A 23,310-nucleotide genomic window follows, 5' to 3' on the forward strand; every position below is an offset into this window, starting at 1 on the left:
ACCGCTGTCGAACGCCGCAAGGGACCCGGTCGACCACCGACACGCGCGACACCGAAAACGCTCGCTGATTGACGCTCGCATTGCCTCGCCTGAACTGTTCCCGAAGACTGCGTCGTTGCATCATTAGAAATGTTCCCGGAGCGGTTTTGTTCGGGGGCAGGCATGAGGCGGATCAGCATGGGAACGAGAGACGAACTTCTGGAGGCTGTGGCGGCGCGATATCGTGCCGCGACGAGAACGGAGAAGGGCCGTATTCTGACCGAGTTCGCGGAGATCTCCGGGTATCACCGCAAGCATGCGGAACGACTCCTCCGGTGTGACCGTGTCACGGACCGGTCGCAGCCACGGCCAGCCCGCCGGGTGTACGACCAGGCCGTGCGAGAGGCGCTGGTGGTGCTCTGGGAAGCGTCCGACCGGATTTGCGGGAAGCGGCTGAAGCCTCTTATTCCGCTGCTGGTTCCGGCGATGGAGCGGCATGGCCATCTTGCACTGGTATTCGGAGCCAGCGCGGCCGCGCACCCGCAGATGACCTCTGACGCGCTGCGCAATATGGAGGCTTCGCGCGTCAGAGGTCATCAGGAACCGTCGGACCACGGAGCCCGCGGGAGCAAGCATTCTCAGGAGCATTTGGCTGAGGCAACGACATGATCCCTCAGGAACATCCGTGGATGCGGCAATACGTCTTCTCATCCAAATTGTCGCGCTACAATGTGCATCATACGGCGCGCCCGGGCACATGGCTGGCGGGGATGCTGTCGCGCAAGCCGCCGATGCTTGTGCGCGTGGCACTGGCGAACAAGATGGCGCGCATCGTCTGGGCCCTGATGGCCCGGGGCGGCGTCTACCAGTCTCCGGTCGCGGCGGCATAAGCCGACTGCGGGTCGCGAGGACGTCGGAGCGAAAGAGGGCAAGGAGAAGTTTGGCGCAACGGTCGTAAGACAGGATAGGGAAAACCAGTCTGCAACAAAGTGCCATCGAGCACGCGGCGTTGATTTGGACCCAATCCGCGAACACCATACGGGCCCGCGACATATGTGATCTTGCCCCGAGAAAGTGGACGGGTCAGGCCGCCATGCGCTCCATGTCGGCTGGTGAACAGAGGTGGCTCGGTTTGTGTGAACAGCTTCCGGGCTTCGCTAAGTGGATCTCCGCGATAGTTATGCCGCCGCTGGGATTGGCTATGGCTGGTTGAGATAGGTGCTGTCAGGCGTCAGCCCGCCGAGCGATGAGTGGGGCCGCGTGCCGTTGTAGAAGCCGAGATAGCGGTCGATAGACGCTCGGGCTTCGGAGACGCTGGCATAGGCCCGCAGATAGACTTCCTCGTATTTGATCGTCCGCCGGAGCCGTTCGACCACTGCCCCGCAGGGCATCGCTTCGCAATGTCCCGGGAGGGAAAGACGTTGTCGCGCCAGGCGCCGTCCGAAACAGTTTGAATAGGCCGCCGCCGGGAGCAAGATTTCTTAGGAACATTCCGATAATGCAACGACATGATCTTGCAAGAATATCTCCCAGTTTAGGAAATACGAGCTCCCTTGAAAATGCCACCGTGACGTCGCCGCCGGCGTCAGTGTAGTTGCGTGACGAGGCGGTGGTCGAGATAGGCGTCGATCGCCTCGGGCCCGCCTTCTGTTCCGTAACCCGAGTCGCGGATGCCGCCGAACGGCAGTTCAGGAAGGCCGAGCCCGATATGGTTAATCGACAGCATCCCGGCACGCATACGGTCGCGCAGGATTTGCTGGGTTCGCCCCGAAGTGGTGAAGGCATAGGAGGCAAGCCCGATCGGCAGACGGTTCGCCTCGGCCAATGCGTCGTCGATCCGGTCGAAGCGGTTGATGACCGCAACCGGGCCGAACGGTTCGTCGGTCATGATCCGCGCGGTGTCAGGAACGTCGGTCAGGACGGTGGGCTCGAAGAACCAGCCCTTGTTCCCCAGCCGGCGTCCACCAAGTGCGATCTTCCCCCCGTGTTCCGTTGCGTCGGCGATCATCTCCTCGATCGCGGAGGGGCGGCGCGAGTTCGCAAGCGGTCCCATGTCCGTCCCGTCGGCATCGCCCGGACCGGTCCGAATTGCACGAGACCCGTTGACGAAGGCCTCGACGAAGCGATCCGCGACGCGCTTCTGCACGAGGAAGCGGGTGGGCGAGATGCACACCTGCCCAGCATTTCGGTACTTTGCGGGCACGAGCGCGGCAACGGCAGCGTCGATGTCGGCATCCTCCGCCACGATGACGGGGGCGTGGCCGCCGAGTTCCATCGTGGCGCGCTTCATGTGCTGACCGGCGAGGCCGGCAAGCTGCTTGCCTATCGCGGTGGACCCGGTGAAACTGATCTTCGCGATCGCGGGGTGCGGGATCAGGTAGGACGAGATTTCGGCCGGATCTCCGTAGACCAGTCCGAGCACGCCGGCCGGCAGCCCGGCATCCTCAAAGCATCGGATGAATGCGGCAGGGGAGGCCGGCGTCTCCTCTGGCGCCTTGACGATCATAGAGCACCCGGCGGCCAGCGCGGCGCTCATCTTCCGTGCGATCTGCATGACTGGGAAGTTCCACGGCGTGAATGCCGCGACCGGGCCAACCGGTTGCTTCAGGGTCATCTGAGTAACGCCGGGCACACGGGCCGGCACGACCATGCCGTAGGTGCGGCGAGCTTCCTCGGCAAACCAGTCGATTGTATCGGCGGCCGAGTGAAGCTCGATCCGAGCCTGCGCCAGCGGCTTTCCCTGCTCGGCCGTCATCAACGCAGCGATCACTTCGGTCCGTTCGCGCAGAAGCGCCGAAGCTCGGTGCATGAGGCCTGAGCGATTGAAGGGAGAGGTGGCACTCCAGATTTCGAAACCGCGGACGGTGGCGTCGAGCGCATCGTCGAGGTCTGCGAGCGTCGCACAGGCCACCCGCCCGATCTCGTCCTCCGTTGCCGGATTCAGGACGGGCAGGGCGTCACCATCCGCGCCAGTGCGCCATTCGCCGTCGATCAAAAGCCGGGTAGTGGGATAGTCGTGCATGAAGAACCCTTAGGTTTCGAGAAATAGAAACGTTTCTATTTTCGGTTATGACTTTAGATGTCAATTGCCGAACGCACGGCACTCAGCGCACGACGTGGGGCGGGGTGGTGGTGTTGCCGACGATCATGGAGACTGGAGAAAGCCGTTCCCTCGGCGTACGGTCCGGCGTTCCGAGCCGGTCGAGCAGCAGGCGCGCCGCGGCATGACCAATGTCGCGACGCGGCTGCTCGATTGTTGTCATGCGCGGCGCATCGGGAAAGGCCCGGTGCCAGATTGCGTCCCAGAACGTGTTATCGTAACCGGTGACCGACATATCGCGCGGCACGCTGAAGCCCAGTTCCTGCGCACGCTCAATCAAGCCGAGCGCGACGAAGTCATTGGAAGCGATCACCGCCGTGGGACGATCCTCGGGCGCCACGCTCAGCAGCGCGTCCGCGGCGGAACGTCCGTGTTCCGCCGCGTATCCGCCCGTGACCACGGCATGGTCGGGGACGGTCAGGCCGAGCCTCTCCATGCGCTCGAGGAAGCGGCTATGGCGGTCACGGGCGGTCGAAGAATCGGGCGGACCCGTGATATAAGCGATCCGCCGGTGCCCCAGCCCAGTCAGGTGATCGAGCAGCAAATCGATGCCCTGCCTGTTGTCCGGACCGACATAATCAAACGCCCCGGGCTCCGGCGTTCGGTTGACGAAGACCGTAGGCGGCCCGTGGCGAAGCGTTTCGACCAGCTCCCGGTCCACCGATTGCGACACTAGGATCAGCCCGTCGGCCAGCCGCTCCATCATCTCGCGCACGAAGGCCGCCTGACGCGCAGGCTGCCCTTCGGTGTTGCACAGCAGGAGCGTGATCCCTTCTTTCGTCAGAACCTCATCGGCACCGCGCACGATGCGCGGGAAGATCGGATTAGTAATGTCAGCGATCAGGATGCCGACCGTGTGGGACCTCTGTGTGCGCAGGGTGCGTGCGATGGCCGAGCCGCGGTAGCCGAGTTGTATTGCCGTCTCCTCGATCAGCTGCCGCTTGACCTTGTCCACGTAGCCCGAACCCGACATCGCCCGCGCAGCTGTGGAGCGAGACACGCCAGCGGCGCGCGCAACATCGGCTAGTGTGGGAGACTTTTCCATTTGAACTCGCAGCCTTGGCGTTCAATCGGAGTAGCCGTGAGGCGGAGCGTGTTCAAGGCGCATGGATTGGAGATTGACTGTGTAAATCAGGTGTGGGATGGATCTCATGTGAGATCGGTCCCACATGCTCGGGGAGGGCAGGGACCAGGGAGGACAGCCTTGACGATTGCGCGGATGACACCCGGCGCGTGGACCCTTGATACGTTCGGGGGCACGGCGCCTACCGGCGCCTGCCCGCGCCTAGAGCGCGCGGCGGCAGCGGGTCCGCTTCGGCGTCGTGGCTTCCGGGCTGACCCGGTCGCTCACCGCCGTTCCGCCCCCGGGGGCGGGAGCGGATGGACCTTCCTTGACCGACACGCAATACCGGCATCGCGCCGGGCAGGCGGGACGCACGTTCCGTCCCGCCGCGCGACCGCATCCCCCGCACACCGGCCCGCCCTGGCCACCGCTAAAGACGAAAGGACGCCCCAGCGATGACCGACATCCCGACCGAAACCCCCGACTCTGATCGGCGGGGCTTTTCCAGGCGGCTGCCGGCCGGCATGGTGCCGTTCCTGCTAAAATACAGCCACGTCATTACCTTCCTGGTGCTGTTCGTGCTGGCAAGCGTCGCGTCGCCGTTCTTCCTCGACGTGACCAACCTGCTGAACCTCGTGCGCGGGGCCTCCATGGTGGGCATCGTGGCGGTCGGCATGACGATCGTCATCCTGTGCCGCGGCATCGACCTATCTGCCGGCTCCATCGTCGGGGTGGCCGCAGTTGCGGCGGCGGCCAGTGCCGGATTGACATCGCCCGTGGCGTGGCTGCTGGCGCTGGCGCTCTGCACGTTTCTGGGCGCGATAAACGGGCTTCTGATCACCAAGCTGAACCTTCAGCCGTTCATCGCCACGCTCGCGATGATGATTTTCGCCCGGGGCTGCGTGTACCTGTACTCCGACGGCGGCGATGTCTACGCGCAGGGCGCCGACGGGATGTTCCGCTGGCTCGGGTCAGGCTACATCTTGGGCGTGCCGGTGCCGGTCGTGCTCTTCGTTGGGACCTGGGCGATCTTCGTTTACATCATGCGCCACACTCGGTGGGGCCGGCATGTCTATGCCGTCGGCGCGAACGAGGAAGCGGCTCGGATCTACGGCGTTGCGGTAGACCGCATCAAGATCCAGGTCTACGCGCTGTCGGGCTTCCTGGCCGGTGTCGCGGGCCTGATCCTGGTAAGCCGGATCTCGGTCGCCGAACCCAATGCCGGCAACCTTTACGAACTCGACGCGATCGCCGCGACGCTGATCGGCGGGACGGCCTTCGATGGGGGCGTGGGCGGCGTGGCCGGCACCATCCTCGGCGTGCTGATCCTCGCTATGATCACCAACCTTCTGAACCTGATGAGCGTATCGCCCTTCGTGCAGATGCTGGCGATGGGGATCATCATCGTGGTCGCCGTGGTGGTGAGCGATCTGCGCAACCGAAAATCATGAACCGACACCCATCGAGAAGGAGGAGCTCGATATGACTGACCAACCCCGTAACAGACTGATCCGCCCGTCGCGCCGTAGCTTCCTGCGCGCCGGCGCCGGCATCGGTGCCGCGGCTCTCGCCAGCCCCTACGTGATCGGCTCGGCCCGCGCGCAAAGCCCGGTCGCCGGCAAGACCATCGGGTTCTCGCAGTCCTACGCTACCGACGAATGGCTCCGCGCCCAGCGGGAGGACGTGCACGGCACCGCGGAGAAAAAGGGCCTCGAGGTCATCACGACTGACGCCCGCGAGAACCCGGCACAGGAGATCCGAAACCTCGAGGATCTCGCGGTGCGCGGCGTCGACGCTGTGATCATGATCACCTATTACCCCGAGGCCGTCGGGCCGGGGGTGCAGGCTCTCAACCGCCGCGGCATCCCGGTGATCGTGATGTCCTCGGCGCTCAACGAAGGGCAGGACTACGCCGCGCATCTCGCCGCTGACACCTACGGCACCGCGCAGCAGGCGGGCGCCTACTACATTGATCGCATGGGCGGTGCCGGCAAGTCGGTGCACATCATGGGGCGGCCCGGATCGCTTGTCAGCCAAGCGCGCGGCAACGGCTGGAAGGACGCACTGAACGAGGTCCCCGAGATGGAGATCGTCGCCGAGGCCATCGCGAACTACTCGCGTTCCGAAGCGCTGCAGATGATGGAGGACTTCCTCCGCGCCAATCAGGAGATCGACGGCGTCTACTGCCACAACGACAACATGGCCAAGGGCGCGCTGCAGGCCATCGAGGAGGCCGAACGTCAGGACGAGATGTTCGTGACCGGCTTCGACGGCATCGCCGTCGAGACTTTCCAGATGATCAAGTCTGGCCGGCTCGCTGGGACATTTGTCTACCCAACCTTCGGCGCCGAGGCGGTCGAGGTCGCATCGCGCGTGATGCAGGGGCAGGACGTGCCAAAAGAGATCATCTTCCCCTCGCCGATGATCAACCAGGACAACATTGACCAGTTCTACGACGCCGAGGCGAACAAGCGCTTGGTGCCCGAGGTCGATCTCGAAGCACTCGGGCTCTGACGTCCGGTGCCCCTCCCTACCGGGCGCGGAAGGTCCTTTACGCGCTCGGTCCCTGACACAGTCCACAGGAGTAATTCATGATCGCTGCCGACACCCGCATCGGCGCCGGGACGACCGCCGCCGCGCCACCCGCGGGCGCCCCGTTCCTTTCGATCCGCGGCCTAACCAAGCGCTATGGCGGGCATGTCGCGAACGACTCGATTAACCTCGACGTCTATCCCAACGAAGTGCTGGCGCTGGTCGGGGACAACGGGGCCGGCAAGTCGACCTTCATCAAGATGATCTCGGGGGTGCATCGGCCGACATCGGGACGCATCCGTATCGACGGCAAGGACGTCGAGATGCACAGCCCGAACGATGCGCGCGATGCCGGGATCGAGACGCTGCACCAGAACCTGTCGCTGGTCGACGTGTTCACGGTGCAAGAGAACATCTTCATGGGGCGCGAACTCCAGCGCAAGATCGGCGGCTTGGTACCATCGCTCGACCACGCCGAGATGCGGCGCCGGACCGAGGACCTGTTCGAGGAACTCGGCCTGCCCAAGCCCGACATGAACCGCACCGTACGTGCGCTGTCCGGCGGTCAGCGGCAGGCTGTGGGGATCGCGCGGTTACTGCTCGACTCCAACGTGCGCCTGCTGATCATGGATGAGCCGATGGCGGCGCTCGGAGTCGAGGAAAGCCGACTGGTGCTGGAGCTGATCCAGCGGCTGAAGGCCAAAGGTTTCGCGGTACTCATCATCTCGCACAACCTTGACCACGTGTTCCAGGTCGCCGACCGGATTGCGATTCTCAAGACCGGCCGCATGGTCGGCGCGGTGGAACGCGACGAGGTCGAGCACGACGCTCTAGTACACACCATTGTCGGCGGCCGCCTGCCCGATCACCTGGCGCATCGCCGCGCGGAGAACTTAACATGAAGTCCAAGCTGATAACGGCGGCCGAGGCAGTGTCGCGCATCCCCGATGGCGCCACCCTCGCGGTCGGGGGATCGCTCCTGCGAAGACAGCCGATGGTCTTCGTGCGCGAACTGGTGCGGCAGAACCGACGCGACCTAGCGCTGCTGACTTGGGCGACGACGCTCGCCACTGACATGCTGGCCGCGGCCTGCGCTGTTCGCCGATGGGACGGCATTTATGCCGGGTTCTTCCGCCTCGGCCTCGCCCCGAATTTTCGCCGAGCGGTGCAGGACGGCACCATAGAAACGCACGACTATTCAGAGAGCGCCATGGTTGCGCGGTTCCGGGCCCGAGCCATGGGGCTCGAGTTCCTGCCAAACCGGGCGATGCTCGGCACCGGGATGGAGACCAAGAGTCCGGACGCGGTCAAGCGCATCACCTGCCCCTATACCGGTAAGCCGGTGCTGGCGCTCAGGGCGGCGGACGCGGATTTCACCATCCTGCACGGCTATGCCGCGGATGAATACGGCAACGTGCAATGGCCGATCGTGCGCGACAGCGACGACATCGACCAGATGATGGCCTCGTCGTCGCGCCGCCTGTTCGTCTCGGTCGAGTGCATCGTCCCGCACGAGGAGATCGCGCGGCGCCCGGCGCTGACCTACATCCCGCACACCCTTGTCGAGGGGATCGTGCACGCGCCGCGGGGCGCGCACCCGACCGCGACGGACGGGTTCTACGACGAGGACGAGGACGCGCTCGAGGACTGGCTCGAGGCGGCGCGGGCCGGACGCTCGGCCGAATGGCTCGACGCGAATGTGCGCCCGCTGGCCGACCACGAGGCGTATCTTGCTAAACTGGGCGGCGAGGCCGCGCTGGCCCGCTTCGACGTAACAGAACGGGAGTATGCCTGATGGACGTCGCAATTAAGGTCACGGCCTGCACCACCGAGGAGCTGATGATTGCCGCCATCGCGGCCGAGCTGAAGGATGGCGAACTCGGCTTCGTCGGGCTCGGCACCGCGGCGCGCGCTTACACCTTGGCGGTTGGCATCCCGATCGCGGCGGCCCGGCTGGCACAGATGACGCACGCGCCGGCCTTCTCAATCTACTGGGGCAACCTCTTGACCCCGTCGCTCGACGGCATCCCCGAGGCGACGCTCCAAGACACCTACACGCGCTGGCAGGCGGCGGCGTCGCCCGTCGATGTCGGCTACAAGATTGACATGGTGACCGCTGGACGATTCGACGTCAGCTTCGAAAGCGCGCCGCAGGTGGACCGCTACGGCAACCTCAACATCACCGAGATCGGCGAGCCCGATGCCCCGCCCAAGGTACGGCTGGTGGGCTGCCTCGCGCAGACCGAGCATCTGGCCTTTATCCGGCGCCCGATCATCGTCACCGACCTGTCGCCGCGCGCATTCGTGGAGCGGGTGGATTTCGTGACCTCGCTGGGTCACGCCCGCGATGGCGAGACGCGGGATACGCTCGGCCTGCCGGGGCCGGGGCCGGAACTCTGTGTCACCGACAAGGCAATCTTCGACTTCGCCACCCCGGACGGCGCGATGCGTCTGCGGTCGGTGCATCCCGGCGTGAGTGTCGAGGAGGTGCTGTCGCTAATGTCCTTCGCGCCGGTCATCGACAGCGAGGTGCCAGAAACGCCGCGCCCGTCGGCCGAGACCGTCGCGATAATCCGTAACGATATCGACCCCCACGGCGTGCTGATGACGGGATCAGCAAGGGAGAGAATGGCATGACCAAGTCCATCCTGTCGGGCGTCAAGGTGCTCGACCTGTCGCGCTTCATCGCCGGGCCGCATTGCGCGATGCTGCTGGGCGACATGGGCGCGGACGTGATCAAGATCGAGAAGGTCGGCTTCGGCGACGACAGCCGTCACCTGCCGCCGTTCCAGGGCGGGGAAAGCTTCTACGCGCTCGCGCTCAACCGCAACAAGCGGTCGATCACGCTCAACTTTCGCAGCCCCGAGGGGCAGGAGATGCTGCGCCAGATGGCGGCGCAGGCCGATGTACTGATCGAGAACTTCCGCCCCGGCACGATGGAGGCCATGGGCTGCGGCTGGGACGTCCTGCACGAGTTGAACCCTAGCCTGATTATGACCCGGCTGTCGGGCTTCGGCCAGGACGGACCGGACGCGATGCGACCCGGCTTCGACGGCATCGCCCAAGCGATGAGCGGGCTGATGTCCCTGACCGGCGATCCGAACGGGCCGCCGACGCTCGCCGGGACGTTTTACATCGACTACACGACGGCAATGTACGGGGCGACGGCGACATTGGGTGCGCTTCTGGCGCGCAGGGACACCGGCGAGGGGCAGATGATCGACGTGTCGCTGCTCGATTGCGCGGTCGCGCTGCTGACGACGGCAGTGTCGAGCCAGATCAACGGCAACCAGACCCTTGGCCGGATCGGTAACCGCGACCGCTACTCGGCCCCGGCGAACGTTTTTAAGACCGGCTCGAGCGATTTCGTCTTGCTGCTCTCGGGTACCAACGCGCTTTTCAAGCGACTGGCGCAGACGATGGGGCGGCCCGAATTAATCGAGGATGCGCGCTTTGCGACCGTTCGCGACCGGCTCGATCATGTCGAGGCACTGGAGGCGGAAGTCGGCGCGTGGTTCGAGTCGCTCGATACGGACACGGTGCTCGAACGCCTGTCCGAAGCCGGCGTGCCGCATGCCAAGGTTGCCACGCCCATTGAGGTGGTGGAGAACCCGCAGCTTAAGCATCGCGGGCAAATCATGGAGGTCGACCATCCGGCTGCCGGAAAGTTCTCCACTCCCGGCCTGACGATGCACATGTCGCAGACGCCACCGAGCTTGCGCTGCCCACCCCCGCGCCTGGGTGAGCACACGTCCGAGGTGCTAGCCGAATGGCTCGGTCTCGATGGCTTGGCGGTCGACAAGCTGCGCGACGCCGGCGTGGTCTGACATAGGCGCTACCGCCGCGCCTCAGGCGGCGGTGGCACAATGCGCGGCGAGGGTCAGAAGGCGCTTGCTGCCGAGGCGGTCGAGATAGGCGGCGTGGTCCTTCGGGTTGCTGATCCACATCGCGATCCAGTCGCCTGCATCCGCAATGGACACGTAGTAGTCCTCCAGCAGCGCCGCATCCGCGTCGTAGCGCCCCGGGCAGGCGTCGGGATGGGCGCCGAACGGGGCTTCGACCACGCAATCTACCTCGGACGGCAGCAGGGCGATATCTTCGGCGCGGGCCTGCACCGCGACGTCGCTCACGATCTGCTCCACGGATACGATGACCCGCCCCGTCGCGCGGGCAAGGAGGATGTCGGTCAGCGGCGCCCTGCGCGTGTCGCATCGGATCAGCACGTTGCCGGCTGCGTCAGCCGCCTCGGCATGGATCAGGGCTACGTCCGGCGCGAGCGGCGGCAGAACCGGCACCGGTGCGCCGCCGAACGGGTCTTCGACCGTTTGCGCCCTGGTCGAACCGTCGCGGGGCAAGGCGGCGAAGGCCGCCTTTTCAGCCGCAGCCCGAAGCCGCTGGCGAACGTCGGCGACCTTCACAGCGCGTGCGCGCCCCTGGGCCATCGCATGAGTCCAACCGGGACCTGCCCTGTCCGGGGCCGGAAGCTCTGCATCCGCGGCGCATTTGGCGGCTAGCAGAAGATCGGCGGGAAGGCTGCCGCCGCAGCCAACAAGTCGCAGTCCCTTTCGCGATTGCCGCACCAGTTCCGCCACCAGCGCCACCGGCGCCCGATCCGATCCAAGCGCCAGAAGCGCGCCATCGGGGATCAACGCGACGGCCTCGGCCAGTGTCTTGCGCTTGTTCACACCGCTCATGTCAGTCCTCCAGTGCCACGTAGGTGCCCGCCGGGTCGATCCGGCGTAGAAGCGCCAGCGTCCCGGCATCGGGGGGCGCGATCGTCGTCACCTCTTCAGGTGGATCGAGCGCAAAGCCGATCCCCTCCTGCAGCGCCTCGAGCGTGACGCCGGGAAAGAGCCGTTCCGCCCGCATCCGCTGCGTCTCGGGCGAGAAGCCGAGCACGCCCATGTCGGTGATGACGCGGACCGGCCCATCGCCGGGCAGCCCGGCGTCCTTGCGCGCGCCCGGCCCGGTCAGATGCCCCGGCGTAGTCAGGTAGTGCAGCGTCTCGACGAAGCGGCGCCGCCCGGTGCGAGCGATCACCACGCTTCGACGGGCCATGGAGGCGATGTCGTTGGCGCCGCCAGATCCGGGCAACCGCACGTCGGGGTGATGGTATTCCCCAATGGCCGTGGTGTTGAGGTTCCCGTAGGCGTCGATCTCTGCGGTGCCGAGAAAGCCGATATCCACCTTGCCTTGCTGCAGCAGCGTCAACGCGGCCCGCGTGCCCCGGATCGACGTGGCGCCGAAGGCGAGGCGGTATTCCCCTACGCCCGTGGCCAGTTCCAGCGGGGCCGGATCAATGATGCCTGACTCGAACACAAGCGTCACCTCGGGCGCGTGGGTTGCTTTGGCCAGGTACGCCGCGACCATTGGCAGGCCGGTGCCGATGAAGGCGACGTCGCCGTCGCGGATCTCGCGCGCGGCGGCCATGGCCATGAGAGCGTCGCGGCTCATGCCGGCACCTCCGCCGGGCGGTAACCCAGCACAGGGTCGGTCCGCAGGGCGAGCAGTCGCGCCATCCCGGCGGCATCGAGCCACGCCCAGTGATCGGCCGGAGCGCGCAGGTGGCGGTCGACCCAGTCCGAGCAGGCGCCCGCGTCGCGCGAGGCGGCGTAGTAATTGCTTAGGAAATCCATGTCCGGGTCGTGGTAGCCGTAGACGCCCGTGGGCCACGCGCCGAAGGGCAGGTGCACGACCGCGTCCACCGTCAGCGCCGACAGGAGCGTGGCCTCGGGCGTGCGCCGGATCTCGTCGGTCTCCACGATCTTCTCTACCGTCACGATGACGGTGCGCGCGGCGGCGGCCTGTTCTTCGATCACCGCACTCGCTCCTCCCAGCTGCACGTTGCCCAGCCGGTCCGCGCGCGCGGCGTGAATGACGGCCACGTCGGGCACGAGGGGGGAGGTGACGGTCACGCGCTGCCCGTCGCCGAACGGCGAGTCGATCACGCGGATCTTGTCCTCCGGCTGTTCGAATCCGCCGAGCAGCGCGATATCCGTGCCGCCCTGTGACAGCATCGGCATGAAGGGCAGGCGCTCTGCCCCCGCCACCAGCCGCATAATCATACCGAAATGGCTGTGATCCTCGGCCGCGATCGTGCCGTTCTCGATGCCCTCGGAAAAGCGGCGACACCGGCCGAAGCCCTCGAACATGAAGTTCGAGAACCACGCCTTGCGCAGCATGCCCGCAGCCGCCAGCCATTCGGCTACCCAGCACTCCGCCACGCCCATCAGGGACAGGTCGCTCCGCCCCTCCGCGATGAGCGCGCGAAAAAAGCCCATGGGCTGATGCGAATGCGCAAAGCCGCCCGCGGTCAGGGTCGCGCCGTCGGGCACCAGCGCCAGCGCCTCGTCCAGCGACACACGCTTGTCGGCCATCTCAGGCGGCCTCAATATGGCGGTCGCGCGCGCCGGTGATGAGCGCCACGAGGTCGTCGCCGGTGACATCCGCGATCGGCAAATCGCCTACCTTCGTTCCCTGCCGTAGCACTACGACACGATTGGCCATCTCCAAGGCCATCGGCATCTGGTGGGTGATGAGCACAATGGACACGCCGTCGGCTTGCAGGTGCCGGACTGCCTCCATCGCGCGCTTGGTCTCCTGCACGCCAAGCGCGGCTGTCGGCTCGTCTAGCAGCACCAGGGAGCTGGACCAGAGCTTGGTGCGCGCAAGCGACACCGCCTGCCGCTGCCCGCCCGAGAGGCCGGCGACGCTGGCCGAGGCAGAGGGCACGTTGATCGTCAGCCCTTGGAGCGCCTCCGCCGTGCGGCGGCGCATCTCGCGCTTGGCGAGGAACCGAAACGGGCCTCGTCCGACGGTATGCTCGCGCCCGAGAAACACGTTCTCGGCCACGGTCAGGTTGTTGCACAGGCCGAGATCCTGGTAGACGGTCTCGATCCCGTGCGCGCGCGCCGCGTCGGTCGAGGCGAAGCGCATCGGCTTGCCGTCGAACTCCATCTCGCCGCTCGTGGGCTGGATCGCGCCTGAAATTAGCTTAACCAGGGTCGACTTGCCGGCACCGTTGTCGCCGACCAGCGCGACCGTCTCTCCACGCCCGACGTCGAGGTCGACGCCCCGGAGCGCATGCACCGCCCCGTAGCTCTTCTTCAGGGCCTTCAGGCGCAACAACGGCACACTGCTACCGGCTCCGATTGGCGTCATGGTTTCCTCCCTCCGCGTGCCCGCCGTCGACAAGCCGTCGCCGAATGGCTAGACGGTTCCGCGACGGGAACATAAAAACGTTTCTATATATATTGGCGTCGCCTTTTGGTGTCAACTTCGAAGGAGCGCGCGTGCCAGACCAGAAGCGAGTCACCATTAAGGACGTGGCGCGGGAAACCGGCCTCGCGATGTCCACAGTGTCCAACGCCCTCGCGGGCAAGGATCTCGTCAAGCCCAAGACCCGCGCCTTCGTCGTCGAGACGGCCGAGCGCCTAGGATATCGCGCGTCCATCGTCGCGCGGTCGCTGCGTGCGCAGCGCAGCTACGCGATCGGCGTACTGATCGAGGATGTCTCGAATCCGTCTGCCTCGGCCTTCGTGCGCGGCGTCGAGGACGTGGCGAATTCCGTCGGGTGCACGCTGCTGCTGGCCGACACGGACAGCGATCTGGAGCGCCAGGTGATGGCCATGCGCACGCTGATTGACCGGCAGGTCGACGGGCTCGTCCTGATTTCCCAGCACCTAGACGATTCGCGGGTTCGCGAGATGCTGACCGCGGGCACGCCATCGGTTCTGGTGCAGCGCCGGGATCCGCGGCTTCCGCTGGACTACGTAGGGTCGGACAATACCGGCGGCGTGATTGAAGCATTGCGCTACATCAGTAGGATAGGCCACAAAAGGGTCGGGTTCGTAACTGGCCCGATACATTCCAGTTCAGTGCTCGAACGGCTTGAGACATTTCAGGCAACGGCTGCGGAACTGGGGTTCGAGGATCCTGAATCGTTAATCCACGAGGGGCGCTACAGCTTCGGCTCGGGGCTTGAGGCGGCGGGCTTCTTCTCGGGCCTGCGAACGCCCCCGACGTGCATTCTAGCGAGCAACGACATGAATGCTATCGGCCTGATGCAGGGGCTTTCCGAGCGCGGGATGGCGACCCCGCGGGATGTGTCCGTGGTCGGCCTCGATGACATCGACTTGGCCGGCTTCAAGGCCATCGATCTGACGACCGTGCGGCTCGAAAAGCGCGCGATCGGCGCCGAGGCCGCGCGCCTTCTTTTGCGCCGAGTAGACGAGCCGGATCGACCCGCCGAGTCGTCAATCTTGCCGACGCGTCTGATCGTACGCGGCACGACCGCCCCCCTGACCTAATCCTGATCTCCACTTGACGCGCTCTGGCTCTCCGCCTATCCAACAATAGAAACGTTTCTATAATTCGTTTTATGCTGGATAACGTACCGGCGTGACACGGCTAGGGGAGGAGACTAGACATGAGCACTTACAAGAACGCAGCCGCCTGCATAGGCTTTGCCATTGTCGCCACGCTGACCGGTGCACCGGCGATAGCACAGGACGACGAGATTTCTATCGGCGCGCTGATCTACGCTCGCGACTCGCAGTTCTGGCAGCAGATCGAGCGCGGCATGTCGGACGCCGCCGAGGAGTACGGAGTCGAGTTCGCCGTCGGGTTGAACCGCCGCCAGATTGCCACTGAGGCGCAGGTGGTCGAGGACTTCGCGACTCGCGGCGTCGACGCGATCATCATGCCGCCGCTCGATGCGCAGGCCTCAATCGCGGCGGTGCGACGCGCCGCCGAGAAGGGCATCACCATCGTCGACTACGACGCACCGCTGTCCGATCCCGACGTGGCAAGCCACACGATCGGCGTGGACAGTTTCGAACTAGCTGCGACGGTCACGGCGGAGATGCGCGAGAAGCTCGACGAAGCGGGGGGCGGGAAGGTCGCGCTGATCACCTTGCCGCCGACCAACCCGAACATGCAGGCCCGCCGGACCGGGGCGATGTCGAACCTCGAGGGTGATGACATCGAGATCGTCAACGAGATCGCCGCCGCGACCCCCGAACAGGGCGCCACCGCAATCGAGACCGTCATCCAGCGCAATCCCGACATCGCCGCCGTCTGGGCGTCGAACTCGGGTTCGCTCTCGGGAGCCGCGGCTGCCGCCCGGCGCACCGATAGTGACGTGAAGCTCTACGGTGTCGACATGAGCGAGGAGCTGGCCCGCGCGATGCTCGACCCCGAGGGCAACGTCTACGCGGTGTCCGACCAACAGCCCTACCGGATCGGCTATGTCTCGGTCGAGACCGCGGTGCAGAGCCTTCGGGGCAAAGAGCCGCCGCGCGAGGTCCAGGTCGACGTGAAGGTCTACAGCCGCGACGATCCCGAGGGCATCCAGTCGTACATCGACCTCGTTGAGTCGCTCGCCGGCAACTGATCCCGCGAGTGCTGACGGCCCCCTGGCAGGCCGTCTCGCCCCGCCCGCCTAGCGTCCGACGCGCCGAAAGGACACATCAATGTCGCAGACATCCCAAGAGGCGCAGCCGCGCCATCGGAGCCTCGTGCCGGTTGACCTGACTGACCACCGTGCCGAGATCGGCGTCGCTATTGCGCTCGTCTTCATGTGTGCCGTCTTCGCGGCGACCGAGCCGAATTTCCTGTCGGTCGAGAACTTCATTACGCTGCTTCAGCAGACCTCGGTAATTGCAATTATCGCCGTGGGTATGACCATGGTCATCATCAGCGGCGAAATCGATCTCTCCGTCGGTTCCCAAGTGGGGCTCGCAGGCACCCTGTTCGCAGTGCTGACCGTGCAGGCAGGCGTACCGATCCTGCTATCAGCCTTGCTGGTCCTGCTTCTCGCCGCGCTCGTCGGAACGTTTACCGGCACGCTGCGCGTCATCTGGGGCATCCCAACCTTCATCACCACGCTCGGCCTTTTATCGGCTTTACGCGGGATCGCCTTCTATCTCAGCGACGGCGTCACCGTCGGCCCGATGCCGACCTTCCTCGAGGAAGTCTGGTACGGCGAGATCCTGGGCCTGCCGCTGCCGATCTGGGTGATGGTCCTCGTCATCACGGTCGGCGGCATCGTTCTCTCCTCAATGAGGTTCGGCAGGCACCTCTACGCTATCGGCGGGGACGCCGAGACTGCGCGCCGCTATGGCGTCAAGGTCGACCGGCTGCGCATCTCGGTCATGGTCATCGTGCAGGTGCTCGCGGCACTGGCCGGCATAATGCTCGTCGGCCGGCTGAATGCCGGCAGCCCCACGGTGGGCGAGTTGATGGAGCTCGACGTGATCGCAGCAGTGATCGTGGGCGGCACCGTCCTGTCAGGCGGCCGCGGCCGGATCGTGGGCACCATCCTCGGCGTCCTCTTCGTCGCCGTCCTTCGTAACGGGCTTGTGCTCAACGGCATCGACCCAATCATTTTCCTCATCGCCCAAGGCCTCGTGATCATCCTCGCGGTCTGGTGGTCGATGCTTCGCCGGTGAGACCAGTATGACCGCAGGCACTTCCAAACTTCTTTCCATCGAAGACGCGGCGCGCAGCGTCCCGGATGGCGCGCGCGTCGCCTTCGGCGGGTTCGCTGTCTACCAGAAGCCCATGGGCTTTGTCCGCGAACTGGTCCGGCAGGGGCGACGCGGCCTGACCGTAGTGGGTTCGGCCCAGTCCTACGAGGTCGACCTACTGGCTGCCGTCGGCGCCATCGACGCGGTCGAGACCTCCTATGTGGGGCTCGAGGCATCCGGGCTAGCGCGGCAGTTCCGCCGCGCCGTCGAGGCCGGTCGCTTGCGGGTCGTCGACTACCCCGAGATGGTCAGCTGGGACCGCTTCCGCGCCAATCTCGAAAACCTGCCGTTCTGGCCGGTGCCGTTCCTCGGCGGGCTCGACATCGTGACGACCAATCCCGCGATCCGGCGCTTCGACTGTCCGATGACAGGCCGGATCATGTACGCCGTGCCGCCCGCCGACCCGGATGTCGTGGTGATCCACGCGCTCGCGGCAGACGAACGCGGCAACGTGGTAACGCCGGCCAAGTACCTTCTGCCGCAATCGCAGGACGTGCTGATGGCGCGCGCCTGCAACCGGGTGATCGTGACAGCCGAGAAGATCGTCGACCCGACCTATATCCGCCGCCACGCCGACCATGTGCAGATCGCTTCCTACCAAGTCGAGGCGGTGGTGGAGCTGCCCTGGGGCGCCCATCCGACCCCGGCGCTCGGCGCCTACAACGCCGACCCCAACGCCTATGCGGAATGGGTTGGGGCCGCCGACAGCGACGCCGCGCTCGAGGCTTGGCTCAACCGCTACGTGCGGATCGAGGACAACGACGCCTATCTCAACGCGGTCGGGGGCGCCCGGCTCGCCCGGCTTCTCGACCTGGGAGACCTGACATGACCGCCGCGTCCGCCACCCTCTATGAGACCCTCGCCAACGTGCTGGCCGACGACATGGCCGACCGCGAGGTGGGCTTCACCGGCCTCCTGACCGGGTCCGCCGCCGCGATCTGGGGCACCGGCATCCCCGTTGTCGCGATGGAGCTGGCCCGGCGAACCCACGCGCCGGACCTGACGCTGCTGCTGGCCGGCTGTTACCACAACCCCGACCTGTCCGTCCTCGACCGGATGCCGGACTGCGAGCACGACGCGCAGCTGCGCGACCTGCCGGCCGAGGCGCGCACCCGGGACTATCCCGGCCAGTGGGCGCTGAAGCGCGGCGACGTGACCTTCGGCTTTTCCTCGGCCGTGCAGGTCGACCGCGTGGGCAACATTAACTCGGTCTGCATCGGTCCGCACGACGCGCCCAAGGTGCGGCTCGTCGGCCCGATCCTGCAGCCCGAGCACATGGTCTGCTTTCGGCGCGAATACGTGATGATGCCCCGGCACGAGCCGCGCATCTTCGTCGATAAGGTCGATTTCGTGTCGGGCGTGGGCTTTCCCGGCGGCCGCAAGGGGCGCGAGGCGCTCGGCCTCGACTGGGGCGGGCCGCGCTTCGTGATGACCCCTCTGTGCATCTTCGACTTTGACGAGGAGGAGGGCGCGATGCGCGTGCGCTCCATTCATGCCGGCGTGACCGCCGACGAAGTACGCGCTGCGACCGGGTTCGATCTCGGACCGCTCGACGACGTGCTCGAAACCCCGGCGCCTTCGCCCGAGAGGCTGCGCCTCATCCGCGAGATCGTTGACCCCCGCAACCTTTTGATTCCCAATATTGAAAGGGCGCCCGACGCCCGAGAAACCGGAGCAGATACATGAATGCACCCAACCGCAGCGGGACGAACTCGCGCACTGGAGCCCACGTCTTCGCAGCCGCGCTGAAGCGCCACGGAGTCGAGGTCATCTTCGGCCAGTCGATCCCCTCGGCGCTGTTTCTTGCGGTGCCCGACTACGGCATCAAGCAGGTCGGCTACCGCACCGAGAACGCCGGCGCTGCGATGGCCGACGCCTATGCCCGCGTAAGCCACAAGGTGTCCGTCGTGACCGGCCAGAACGGCCCGGCGGCGACACTTCTGGTGGCCGGGCTCGCCGAGGCGCTGAAGGCATCCATCCCGGTTGTCGCCATCGTGCAAGACGTGCATCGCAAGATGACCGACCGCAACGCCTTCCAAGAGCTCGACCACCTCGAGCTGTTCAAGGGCGCCGCGAAGTGGATTAAGCGCGTGAGCGAGGCGGACCGGATCGAGGACTATGTCGATATGGCCTTTGCCGCGGCCGCGTCTGGCCGGCCCGGCCCGGCAGTCCTAATCGCGCCGATCGACATGTTCGACGAGACCGTCGGGCAGAGCGAGCGCGTGCGCGAAACATGCCTCGGGATCTTCCCACTCGACCGCGTCGGCCCCGACCCTGACGCCGTGGCGCGGGCGGCAAATCTTCTTGCCGGGGCCGAGCGTCCGCTGGTGATCGCGGGCGGCGGCGTACACGTGTCGGACGGCTGCGCCGCGCTGGCCGAGTTGCAGGAGGTCGCCTCCCTTCCGGTGGCGACCACGGCGATGGGCAAGGGCACTGTCAGCGAGACGCATCCGCTAAGCGTCGGGCCGGTCGGCTATTTCATGGGTACGCGCGGCCGCGCGAAGTTCATGCGCCCGCTGGTCGAAGACGCCGACGTCGTGCTGCTGGTCGGTAACCGGACCAACCAGAACGGTACCGACAGCTGGACGCTCTACCCCGAGGGGGCCAGCTACATCCATATCGACATCGACCCCGAAGAGATCGGCCGCACCTACGAGGCCGAAGTTCGGATGGTGTCAGACGCCAAGCTCGCCCTCGAGGCGCTGACCGAAGCGATGCGCGCCCGCGATTTGGGCGCTCGCGCATCGGCGCGGTCGGGCGTCGAGGCGAAGATCGCCGAGGGACGCAAGGCGCATTCCGACGAAGTCGCCCGCGTTGTCGACATGGACAAGACGCCGGTCCGGCCCGAGCGGATGATGCGCGACCTCGACAGCCTGCTGAAGCCCGAGGACCTCGTCATCGCGGATGCGAGCTATTCGTCCGTGTGGGTCGCGAACTTCCTCGAAGCACGCGCCGCAGGGCAGCGCTTCGTGACCCCGCGCGGCCTGGCCGGCCTCGGCTGGGGCCTGCCCTTCGCGCTAGGGGCGAAGGTCGCCCGGCCGGATGCGCGGGTCGTGGGCTTGGTTGGGGACGGCGGTTTCGCCCATGTCTGGGGCGAGCTGGAGACCGCGCGCCGCATGGGGCTCGGCGTCACGCTGATCGTCCTGAACAACCAGATCCTCGGCTACCAAAAACACGCCGAGAAGGTGATCTGGGGCGACCACAGTGACGTGGTAAACTTCAACCCAGTGGATCACGCCGCCATCGCCCGTGCTTGCGGGGTTGAAGGCGTGCGCGTGGAAACGCCCGACGCCTTTCTGCCCGCGCTAGAGGCCGCCCTGGGATCCGACACAACGACGGTAATTGACGTGGTGACGGACGAACGGGCCTACCCGCCGGTCACCGCCTTCGAGGGTAACGAACGCCTCAATTACTGAAGCCGACCTTGGAGGAGAGACGATGAAGAAACTGCTCAACGACCCGGCGAACTACGTCGCGGAACTGCTCGAAGGCCTGGTCAGCGCGCATCCCGAATTATCGCTTGGCGGTGAAAGCGGGCGCTGCGTCTCGCGCACCGACCCGGCCGCCGACGGCAAGGTCGGGATCGCGACCGGCGGCGGCTCGGGACACCTGCCGCTCTTTACCGGCTACGTCGGTGACGGGCTGCTCGATTCCTGTGCCATCGGCAACATCTTCGAGGGGCCAAGTGTGCAGGCTTCGCTCGACGCGATCCGCGCCGCGAACCGCGGGGCCGGGGTTCTGTGCCTCTACGGCAATTACGGCGGCGACCGGATGAACTTCGACATGGCGGGCGAGATGGCACATATGGACGACATCACCACACGCACCGTCTTGGGCACCGATGATGTCGCCAGCGCGGCACCCGAGGAAGCCGAGAAGCGGCGCGGCGTGGCCGGGATCGTGCTTCTTTACAAGGTGGCCGGGGCGGCCGCCGCAGAGGGACGCGACCTCGATGCAGTCGCGGCCGTAACCGAGAAGGCCGCGGCGGCGACCCGCTCCATCGGGGTCGCCCTGTCCCCCTGTCGCGTGCCGACGGCGCAGGCGCCCAACTTCGAAATCGCGGATACCGAGATGGAGATGGGCATGGGCATCCACGGTGAGCCCGGCATTTGGCGGGCCGAACTGCAATCCGCCGATGCCGTCGCCGACGAGATGCTCGACCGGCTGCTGGCAGAGCTTGATCCGCCGAAGAGCAGCCGGGTCGTCCCGCTGGTCAACGGCCTCGGCGCGACCCCGCTCGAGGAGCTATTCATCCTGTGGCGCCGGATCGGGGCGCGGCTGTGCGATGCCGGGCTGAAGCCGGTCTCGCCGCTGATCGGCAACTTTGTCACGTCGATGGAGATGTCGGGCGCGTCGCTGTCGCTGATGGTGCTGGACGAGGAACTGGAGTCGCTCATGTCCGCACCGGCGCGCTGCCCGTTCTGGAGGGTCGGTCTATGACCCTTACGCCCAAGGACGTTGCCGCCTTCGTCGCCAACGCGCATGCCGCGATCCACGAGGAAGAGCAGCACCTCAACGCGGCTGACGCGAACGTCGGCGACGGTGACACCGGCTCGATGTTGCGCCGGGTCGTCGATGCGATGGCAAAGATTGACACAGCCGGGGCGGCCAGCCTCGCGGATGCCGCGATGGGCCTCGCGCAGGCTGCGATGAAGGAAACCGGATCGAGCCTCGGCACGCTGGTGGCCACGGCGGCGATGACGCTCGCGAAGGCGGCGAAGTCAGCCGACGGGGACATCGGAGCGGGCGATATGGGCCGTGTCGTGGCTGAGATGCGCGACGCCGTCGCGGCGCGTGGCAAGGCCGCGCCCGGCGACAAGACCGTGATCGACAGCCTCGACGCCATCGCGGCGGCGCTCGACGAGGGTCCGGCCAACCGCGCGACGGCCGCGAGAGCCGCGGCGGACGCGCTCGACGCGTTCCGCGACAAGCCCTGCCGCATCGGCCGCGCCCGCATGTTCCCCGAGCGCAGCACCGGCGCCGACGATCCCGGCATGCTAGCTATCGCGCGCGTCCTCAACCACGCGACGGTGACGCAATGACCGCCGTTCCGCACATACCGGAGACACAGATGTCCGCATCCACCACAGAAGGCGCGCCTTGGCGCGACCTGACCGATCCGCGCCGCGCCGCGGCGGTCGACGACCTCGAGGCCGGGCTGAAGGAGCCGATCTTCGAGAACCTCGAGGTCCCCGAAACCTTCGGGCCGGTGACGATCACCGTCGACGATCACAAGATCAAGCGCTTCGCCTTCACCCAAGACGACTACAATCCTTGGACGCTGCAAAAGAGCCCGTTCGACGGGCGCCGTATTGGCCACGCCTGTCTTCTCGGCAACGACCTCGTGCAGCTCTTCACTCTGAACTACGCCGGCTCGCAGACCGTCGGTTTCCACACCGAGGAACAGATGTGGTTCGACAGCCCCGTCTTTCTCGGCGAGAAGGTTACCCTTCAGGGCACCTATGTCGAAGCCTACGAGCGGCGCGGCCAAGGCTACGTGGTGATGGAGGCGCAGGCCACCGGCGAGGACGGCCGCTCGATCATCCGGCATCGCGGCGTGGAGATCCTGCGTACCGTTCCTGGCTCCATCGCCGGACGTGGCAGCGGCAAGCCCGAGCGGCGGGTCGTCGGGGAGATCCCCGAGGGCGCGCGCGAGGTCCCGGGGTTCGGCGTCGACACGCGCACCGGTGACGTCATGCGGGCCGCGCCGACATCCCTGACGTCCGAGCAGGTGGCGGTGTTCTCGCGGGCGGGCGAATTCGTGCGCAACACCCACAGCGACCTGCGGATCGCGCGCGAAGGTGGGCTGCGCCTGCCCATCGTGCAGGGGCAGCAGCAGGTCGGCATGATCGGCCGCTACCTCACCGAGACCTTCGGTCAGTCGTGGTTCACCGACGGCTGGCTGCAGGTGAAGTTCATCAATACTCTCGAGGTCTTCGAGCCGTTCGCCATGACCGCGCTCGTCACCGGGGTCGAGGACACCGACCGGGGCCGGAAGATCGATCTCGAAGTGTGGGTGCGCCGCAGGTGCGACGACAAGATGACCACCGTCGGGTGGGCCAGCTGCACCGTGCCGGCGTGACGGCCGTAATTGATCACGGCGCGCG

At 66.2% G+C, this 23,310-nt stretch carries 22 protein-coding genes and 2 pseudogenes; 17 read left to right on the top strand and 7 right to left on the bottom strand.

Annotated elements, in window-relative coordinates; genetic code table 11:
- Positions 1 to 162 precede the first annotated feature (162 nt).
- Together Q1A87_RS19355 and Q1A87_RS19360 are read left to right on the top strand one after the other, a co-directional pair.
- Positions 163 to 648 (top strand): hypothetical protein, encoded by a 486-nt coding sequence (locus tag Q1A87_RS19355; RefSeq protein WP_299655243.1) that lies wholly within the window; start codon positions 163 to 165, stop codon positions 646 to 648.
- A 77-nt stretch (positions 649 to 725) separates the two neighbouring features.
- A pseudogene (locus Q1A87_RS19360) lies at positions 726 to 869 on the top strand (IS110 family transposase); the annotation flags it as partial.
- Positions 870 to 1,178: 309 nt separating this feature from the next.
- Here the strand turns inward: Q1A87_RS19360 and Q1A87_RS19365 are convergent.
- The 3 genes and pseudogenes from Q1A87_RS19365 to Q1A87_RS19375 form a co-directional block, all read right to left on the bottom strand.
- Positions 1,179 to 1,352, bottom strand: a pseudogene (locus Q1A87_RS19365) (integrase core domain-containing protein); the annotation flags it as partial.
- 212 nt (positions 1,353 to 1,564) lie between these two features.
- A complete protein-coding gene (locus tag Q1A87_RS19370; protein ID WP_299655246.1) occupies positions 1,565 to 3,001 on the bottom strand; it encodes an NAD-dependent succinate-semialdehyde dehydrogenase in 1,437 nt (478 codons plus the stop codon).
- Positions 3,002 to 3,083: 82 nt separating this feature from the next.
- Complete coding sequence (locus Q1A87_RS19375; RefSeq protein WP_299655249.1) at positions 3,084 to 4,124, bottom strand: LacI family DNA-binding transcriptional regulator; 1,041 nt, start codon at positions 4,122 to 4,124, stop codon at positions 3,084 to 3,086.
- A 473-nt stretch (positions 4,125 to 4,597) separates the two neighbouring features.
- Here Q1A87_RS19375 and Q1A87_RS19380 point away from each other — a divergent pair, with 473 nt between their 5' ends.
- The 6 genes from Q1A87_RS19380 to Q1A87_RS19405 all read left to right on the top strand — a co-directional run bounded on the left by Q1A87_RS19380 (position 4,598) and on the right by Q1A87_RS19405 (position 10,501).
- Positions 4,598 to 5,593, top strand: coding sequence for a ribose ABC transporter permease (locus Q1A87_RS19380; RefSeq protein ID WP_299655252.1), 996 nt, complete (start codon positions 4,598 to 4,600; stop codon positions 5,591 to 5,593).
- 31 nt (positions 5,594 to 5,624) lie between these two features.
- A complete protein-coding gene (locus tag Q1A87_RS19385; protein ID WP_299655255.1) occupies positions 5,625 to 6,656 on the top strand; it encodes a substrate-binding domain-containing protein in 1,032 nt (343 codons plus the stop codon).
- Positions 6,657 to 6,733: 77 nt separating this feature from the next.
- Positions 6,734 to 7,576, top strand: coding sequence for an ATP-binding cassette domain-containing protein (locus Q1A87_RS19390; RefSeq protein WP_299655257.1), 843 nt, complete (start codon positions 6,734 to 6,736; stop codon positions 7,574 to 7,576).
- Positions 7,573 to 8,469, top strand: coding sequence for a CoA-transferase (locus tag Q1A87_RS19395; protein ID WP_299655260.1), 897 nt, complete (start codon positions 7,573 to 7,575; stop codon positions 8,467 to 8,469). Before Q1A87_RS19390 ends, Q1A87_RS19395 begins: the two co-directional genes overlap by 4 nt.
- Positions 8,469 to 9,311 carry a hypothetical protein gene (locus tag Q1A87_RS19400; protein WP_299655263.1) on the top strand — a complete coding sequence of 281 codons (843 nt, stop codon included), beginning with the start codon at positions 8,469 to 8,471 and terminating at the stop codon, positions 9,309 to 9,311. Before Q1A87_RS19395 ends, Q1A87_RS19400 begins: the two co-directional genes overlap by 1 nt.
- Positions 9,308 to 10,501: a CoA transferase gene (locus Q1A87_RS19405; protein WP_299655266.1), complete on the top strand. Its 1,194-nt coding sequence runs from the start codon at positions 9,308 to 9,310 to the stop codon at positions 10,499 to 10,501. Before Q1A87_RS19400 ends, Q1A87_RS19405 begins: the two co-directional genes overlap by 4 nt.
- Positions 10,502 to 10,522: 21 nt before the next feature.
- Here the strand turns inward: Q1A87_RS19405 and Q1A87_RS19410 are convergent, their stop codons facing one another.
- From Q1A87_RS19410 to Q1A87_RS19425, 4 genes are read right to left on the bottom strand one after another with little or no spacing between them, the layout of a single operon-like run.
- Positions 10,523 to 11,368 (bottom strand): CoA-transferase, encoded by an 846-nt coding sequence (locus tag Q1A87_RS19410; RefSeq protein WP_299655269.1) that lies wholly within the window; start codon positions 11,366 to 11,368, stop codon positions 10,523 to 10,525.
- A gap of 1 nt (position 11,369) precedes the next feature.
- A complete protein-coding gene (locus Q1A87_RS19415; RefSeq protein ID WP_299655271.1) occupies positions 11,370 to 12,128 on the bottom strand; it encodes a CoA-transferase in 759 nt (252 codons plus the stop codon).
- Positions 12,125 to 13,051 carry a CoA-transferase gene (locus Q1A87_RS19420; RefSeq protein WP_299655275.1) on the bottom strand — a complete coding sequence of 309 codons (927 nt, stop codon included), beginning with the start codon at positions 13,049 to 13,051 and terminating at the stop codon, positions 12,125 to 12,127. Before Q1A87_RS19420 ends, Q1A87_RS19415 begins: the two co-directional genes overlap by 4 nt.
- 1 nt (position 13,052) lies before the next feature.
- Complete coding sequence (locus Q1A87_RS19425; protein ID WP_299655278.1) at positions 13,053 to 13,835, bottom strand: ATP-binding cassette domain-containing protein; 783 nt, start codon at positions 13,833 to 13,835, stop codon at positions 13,053 to 13,055.
- A 131-nt stretch (positions 13,836 to 13,966) separates the two neighbouring features.
- On the opposite strand from Q1A87_RS19425, the gene Q1A87_RS19430 reads away from it, so the two are divergent.
- The 9 genes from Q1A87_RS19430 to Q1A87_RS19470 all read left to right on the top strand — a co-directional run bounded on the left by Q1A87_RS19430 (position 13,967) and on the right by Q1A87_RS19470 (position 23,285).
- Positions 13,967 to 14,983, top strand: a complete 1,017-nt coding sequence (locus Q1A87_RS19430; protein WP_299655282.1) for a LacI family DNA-binding transcriptional regulator — start codon at positions 13,967 to 13,969, stop codon at positions 14,981 to 14,983.
- Positions 14,984 to 15,102: 119 nt separating this feature from the next.
- Entirely contained in the window at positions 15,103 to 16,068 is a 966-nt protein-coding gene (locus Q1A87_RS19435; protein WP_299655285.1) for a sugar ABC transporter substrate-binding protein, read from the top strand.
- A gap of 79 nt (positions 16,069 to 16,147) precedes the next feature.
- Positions 16,148 to 17,125, top strand: coding sequence for an ABC transporter permease (locus Q1A87_RS19440; protein WP_299655287.1), 978 nt, complete (start codon positions 16,148 to 16,150; stop codon positions 17,123 to 17,125).
- A gap of 7 nt (positions 17,126 to 17,132) precedes the next feature.
- Entirely contained in the window at positions 17,133 to 18,032 is a 900-nt protein-coding gene (locus Q1A87_RS19445) for a CoA-transferase (protein WP_299655290.1), read from the top strand.
- Positions 18,029 to 18,889: a hypothetical protein gene (locus Q1A87_RS19450; RefSeq protein WP_299655293.1), complete on the top strand. Its 861-nt coding sequence runs from the start codon at positions 18,029 to 18,031 to the stop codon at positions 18,887 to 18,889. The genes Q1A87_RS19445 and Q1A87_RS19450 overlap by 4 nt, the downstream gene beginning before the upstream one ends.
- On the top strand, positions 18,886 to 20,619 hold the full coding sequence (locus Q1A87_RS19455) for an acetolactate synthase catalytic subunit (RefSeq protein WP_299655296.1): 1,734 nt from the start codon (positions 18,886 to 18,888) through the stop codon (positions 20,617 to 20,619). The genes Q1A87_RS19450 and Q1A87_RS19455 overlap by 4 nt, the downstream gene beginning before the upstream one ends.
- A 22-nt stretch (positions 20,620 to 20,641) precedes the next feature.
- Complete coding sequence (locus tag Q1A87_RS19460; protein WP_299655297.1) at positions 20,642 to 21,643, top strand: dihydroxyacetone kinase subunit DhaK; 1,002 nt, start codon at positions 20,642 to 20,644, stop codon at positions 21,641 to 21,643.
- Positions 21,640 to 22,245: a DAK2 domain-containing protein gene (locus Q1A87_RS19465; RefSeq protein WP_299655299.1), complete on the top strand. Its 606-nt coding sequence runs from the start codon at positions 21,640 to 21,642 to the stop codon at positions 22,243 to 22,245. The genes Q1A87_RS19460 and Q1A87_RS19465 overlap by 4 nt, the downstream gene beginning before the upstream one ends.
- 29 nt (positions 22,246 to 22,274) lie before the next feature.
- A complete protein-coding gene (locus Q1A87_RS19470; RefSeq protein WP_299655301.1) occupies positions 22,275 to 23,285 on the top strand; it encodes a hypothetical protein in 1,011 nt (336 codons plus the stop codon).
- Positions 23,286 to 23,310 lie beyond the last annotated feature (25 nt).

The organism is uncultured Jannaschia sp., from assembly GCF_947494055.1.
Lineage (GTDB): Bacteria > Pseudomonadota > Alphaproteobacteria > Rhodobacterales > Rhodobacteraceae > Jannaschia.

Coding starts and splice junctions, on each gene's coding strand:
- Q1A87_RS19355 (WP_299655243.1), top strand. CDS start 163: ATGAGGCGGATCAGCATGGGAACGAGAGACGAACTTCTGGAGGCTGTG.
- Q1A87_RS19370 (WP_299655246.1), bottom strand. CDS start 3,001: ATGCACGACTATCCCACTACCCGGCTTTTGATCGACGGCGAATGGCGC.
- Q1A87_RS19375 (WP_299655249.1), bottom strand. CDS start 4,124: ATGGAAAAGTCTCCCACACTAGCCGATGTTGCGCGCGCCGCTGGCGTG.
- Q1A87_RS19380 (WP_299655252.1), top strand. CDS start 4,598: ATGACCGACATCCCGACCGAAACCCCCGACTCTGATCGGCGGGGCTTT.
- Q1A87_RS19385 (WP_299655255.1), top strand. CDS start 5,625: ATGACTGACCAACCCCGTAACAGACTGATCCGCCCGTCGCGCCGTAGC.
- Q1A87_RS19390 (WP_299655257.1), top strand. CDS start 6,734: ATGATCGCTGCCGACACCCGCATCGGCGCCGGGACGACCGCCGCCGCG.
- Q1A87_RS19395 (WP_299655260.1), top strand. CDS start 7,573: ATGAAGTCCAAGCTGATAACGGCGGCCGAGGCAGTGTCGCGCATCCCC.
- Q1A87_RS19400 (WP_299655263.1), top strand. CDS start 8,469: ATGGACGTCGCAATTAAGGTCACGGCCTGCACCACCGAGGAGCTGATG.
- Q1A87_RS19405 (WP_299655266.1), top strand. CDS start 9,308: ATGACCAAGTCCATCCTGTCGGGCGTCAAGGTGCTCGACCTGTCGCGC.
- Q1A87_RS19410 (WP_299655269.1), bottom strand. CDS start 11,368: ATGAGCGGTGTGAACAAGCGCAAGACACTGGCCGAGGCCGTCGCGTTG.
- Q1A87_RS19415 (WP_299655271.1), bottom strand. CDS start 12,128: ATGAGCCGCGACGCTCTCATGGCCATGGCCGCCGCGCGCGAGATCCGC.
- Q1A87_RS19420 (WP_299655275.1), bottom strand. CDS start 13,051: ATGGCCGACAAGCGTGTGTCGCTGGACGAGGCGCTGGCGCTGGTGCCC.
- Q1A87_RS19425 (WP_299655278.1), bottom strand. CDS start 13,835: ATGACGCCAATCGGAGCCGGTAGCAGTGTGCCGTTGTTGCGCCTGAAG.
- Q1A87_RS19435 (WP_299655285.1), top strand. CDS start 15,103: ATGAGCACTTACAAGAACGCAGCCGCCTGCATAGGCTTTGCCATTGTC.
- Q1A87_RS19440 (WP_299655287.1), top strand. CDS start 16,148: ATGTCGCAGACATCCCAAGAGGCGCAGCCGCGCCATCGGAGCCTCGTG.
- Q1A87_RS19445 (WP_299655290.1), top strand. CDS start 17,133: ATGACCGCAGGCACTTCCAAACTTCTTTCCATCGAAGACGCGGCGCGC.
- Q1A87_RS19450 (WP_299655293.1), top strand. CDS start 18,029: ATGACCGCCGCGTCCGCCACCCTCTATGAGACCCTCGCCAACGTGCTG.
- Q1A87_RS19455 (WP_299655296.1), top strand. CDS start 18,886: ATGAATGCACCCAACCGCAGCGGGACGAACTCGCGCACTGGAGCCCAC.
- Q1A87_RS19460 (WP_299655297.1), top strand. CDS start 20,642: ATGAAGAAACTGCTCAACGACCCGGCGAACTACGTCGCGGAACTGCTC.
- Q1A87_RS19465 (WP_299655299.1), top strand. CDS start 21,640: ATGACCCTTACGCCCAAGGACGTTGCCGCCTTCGTCGCCAACGCGCAT.
- Q1A87_RS19470 (WP_299655301.1), top strand. CDS start 22,275: ATGTCCGCATCCACCACAGAAGGCGCGCCTTGGCGCGACCTGACCGAT.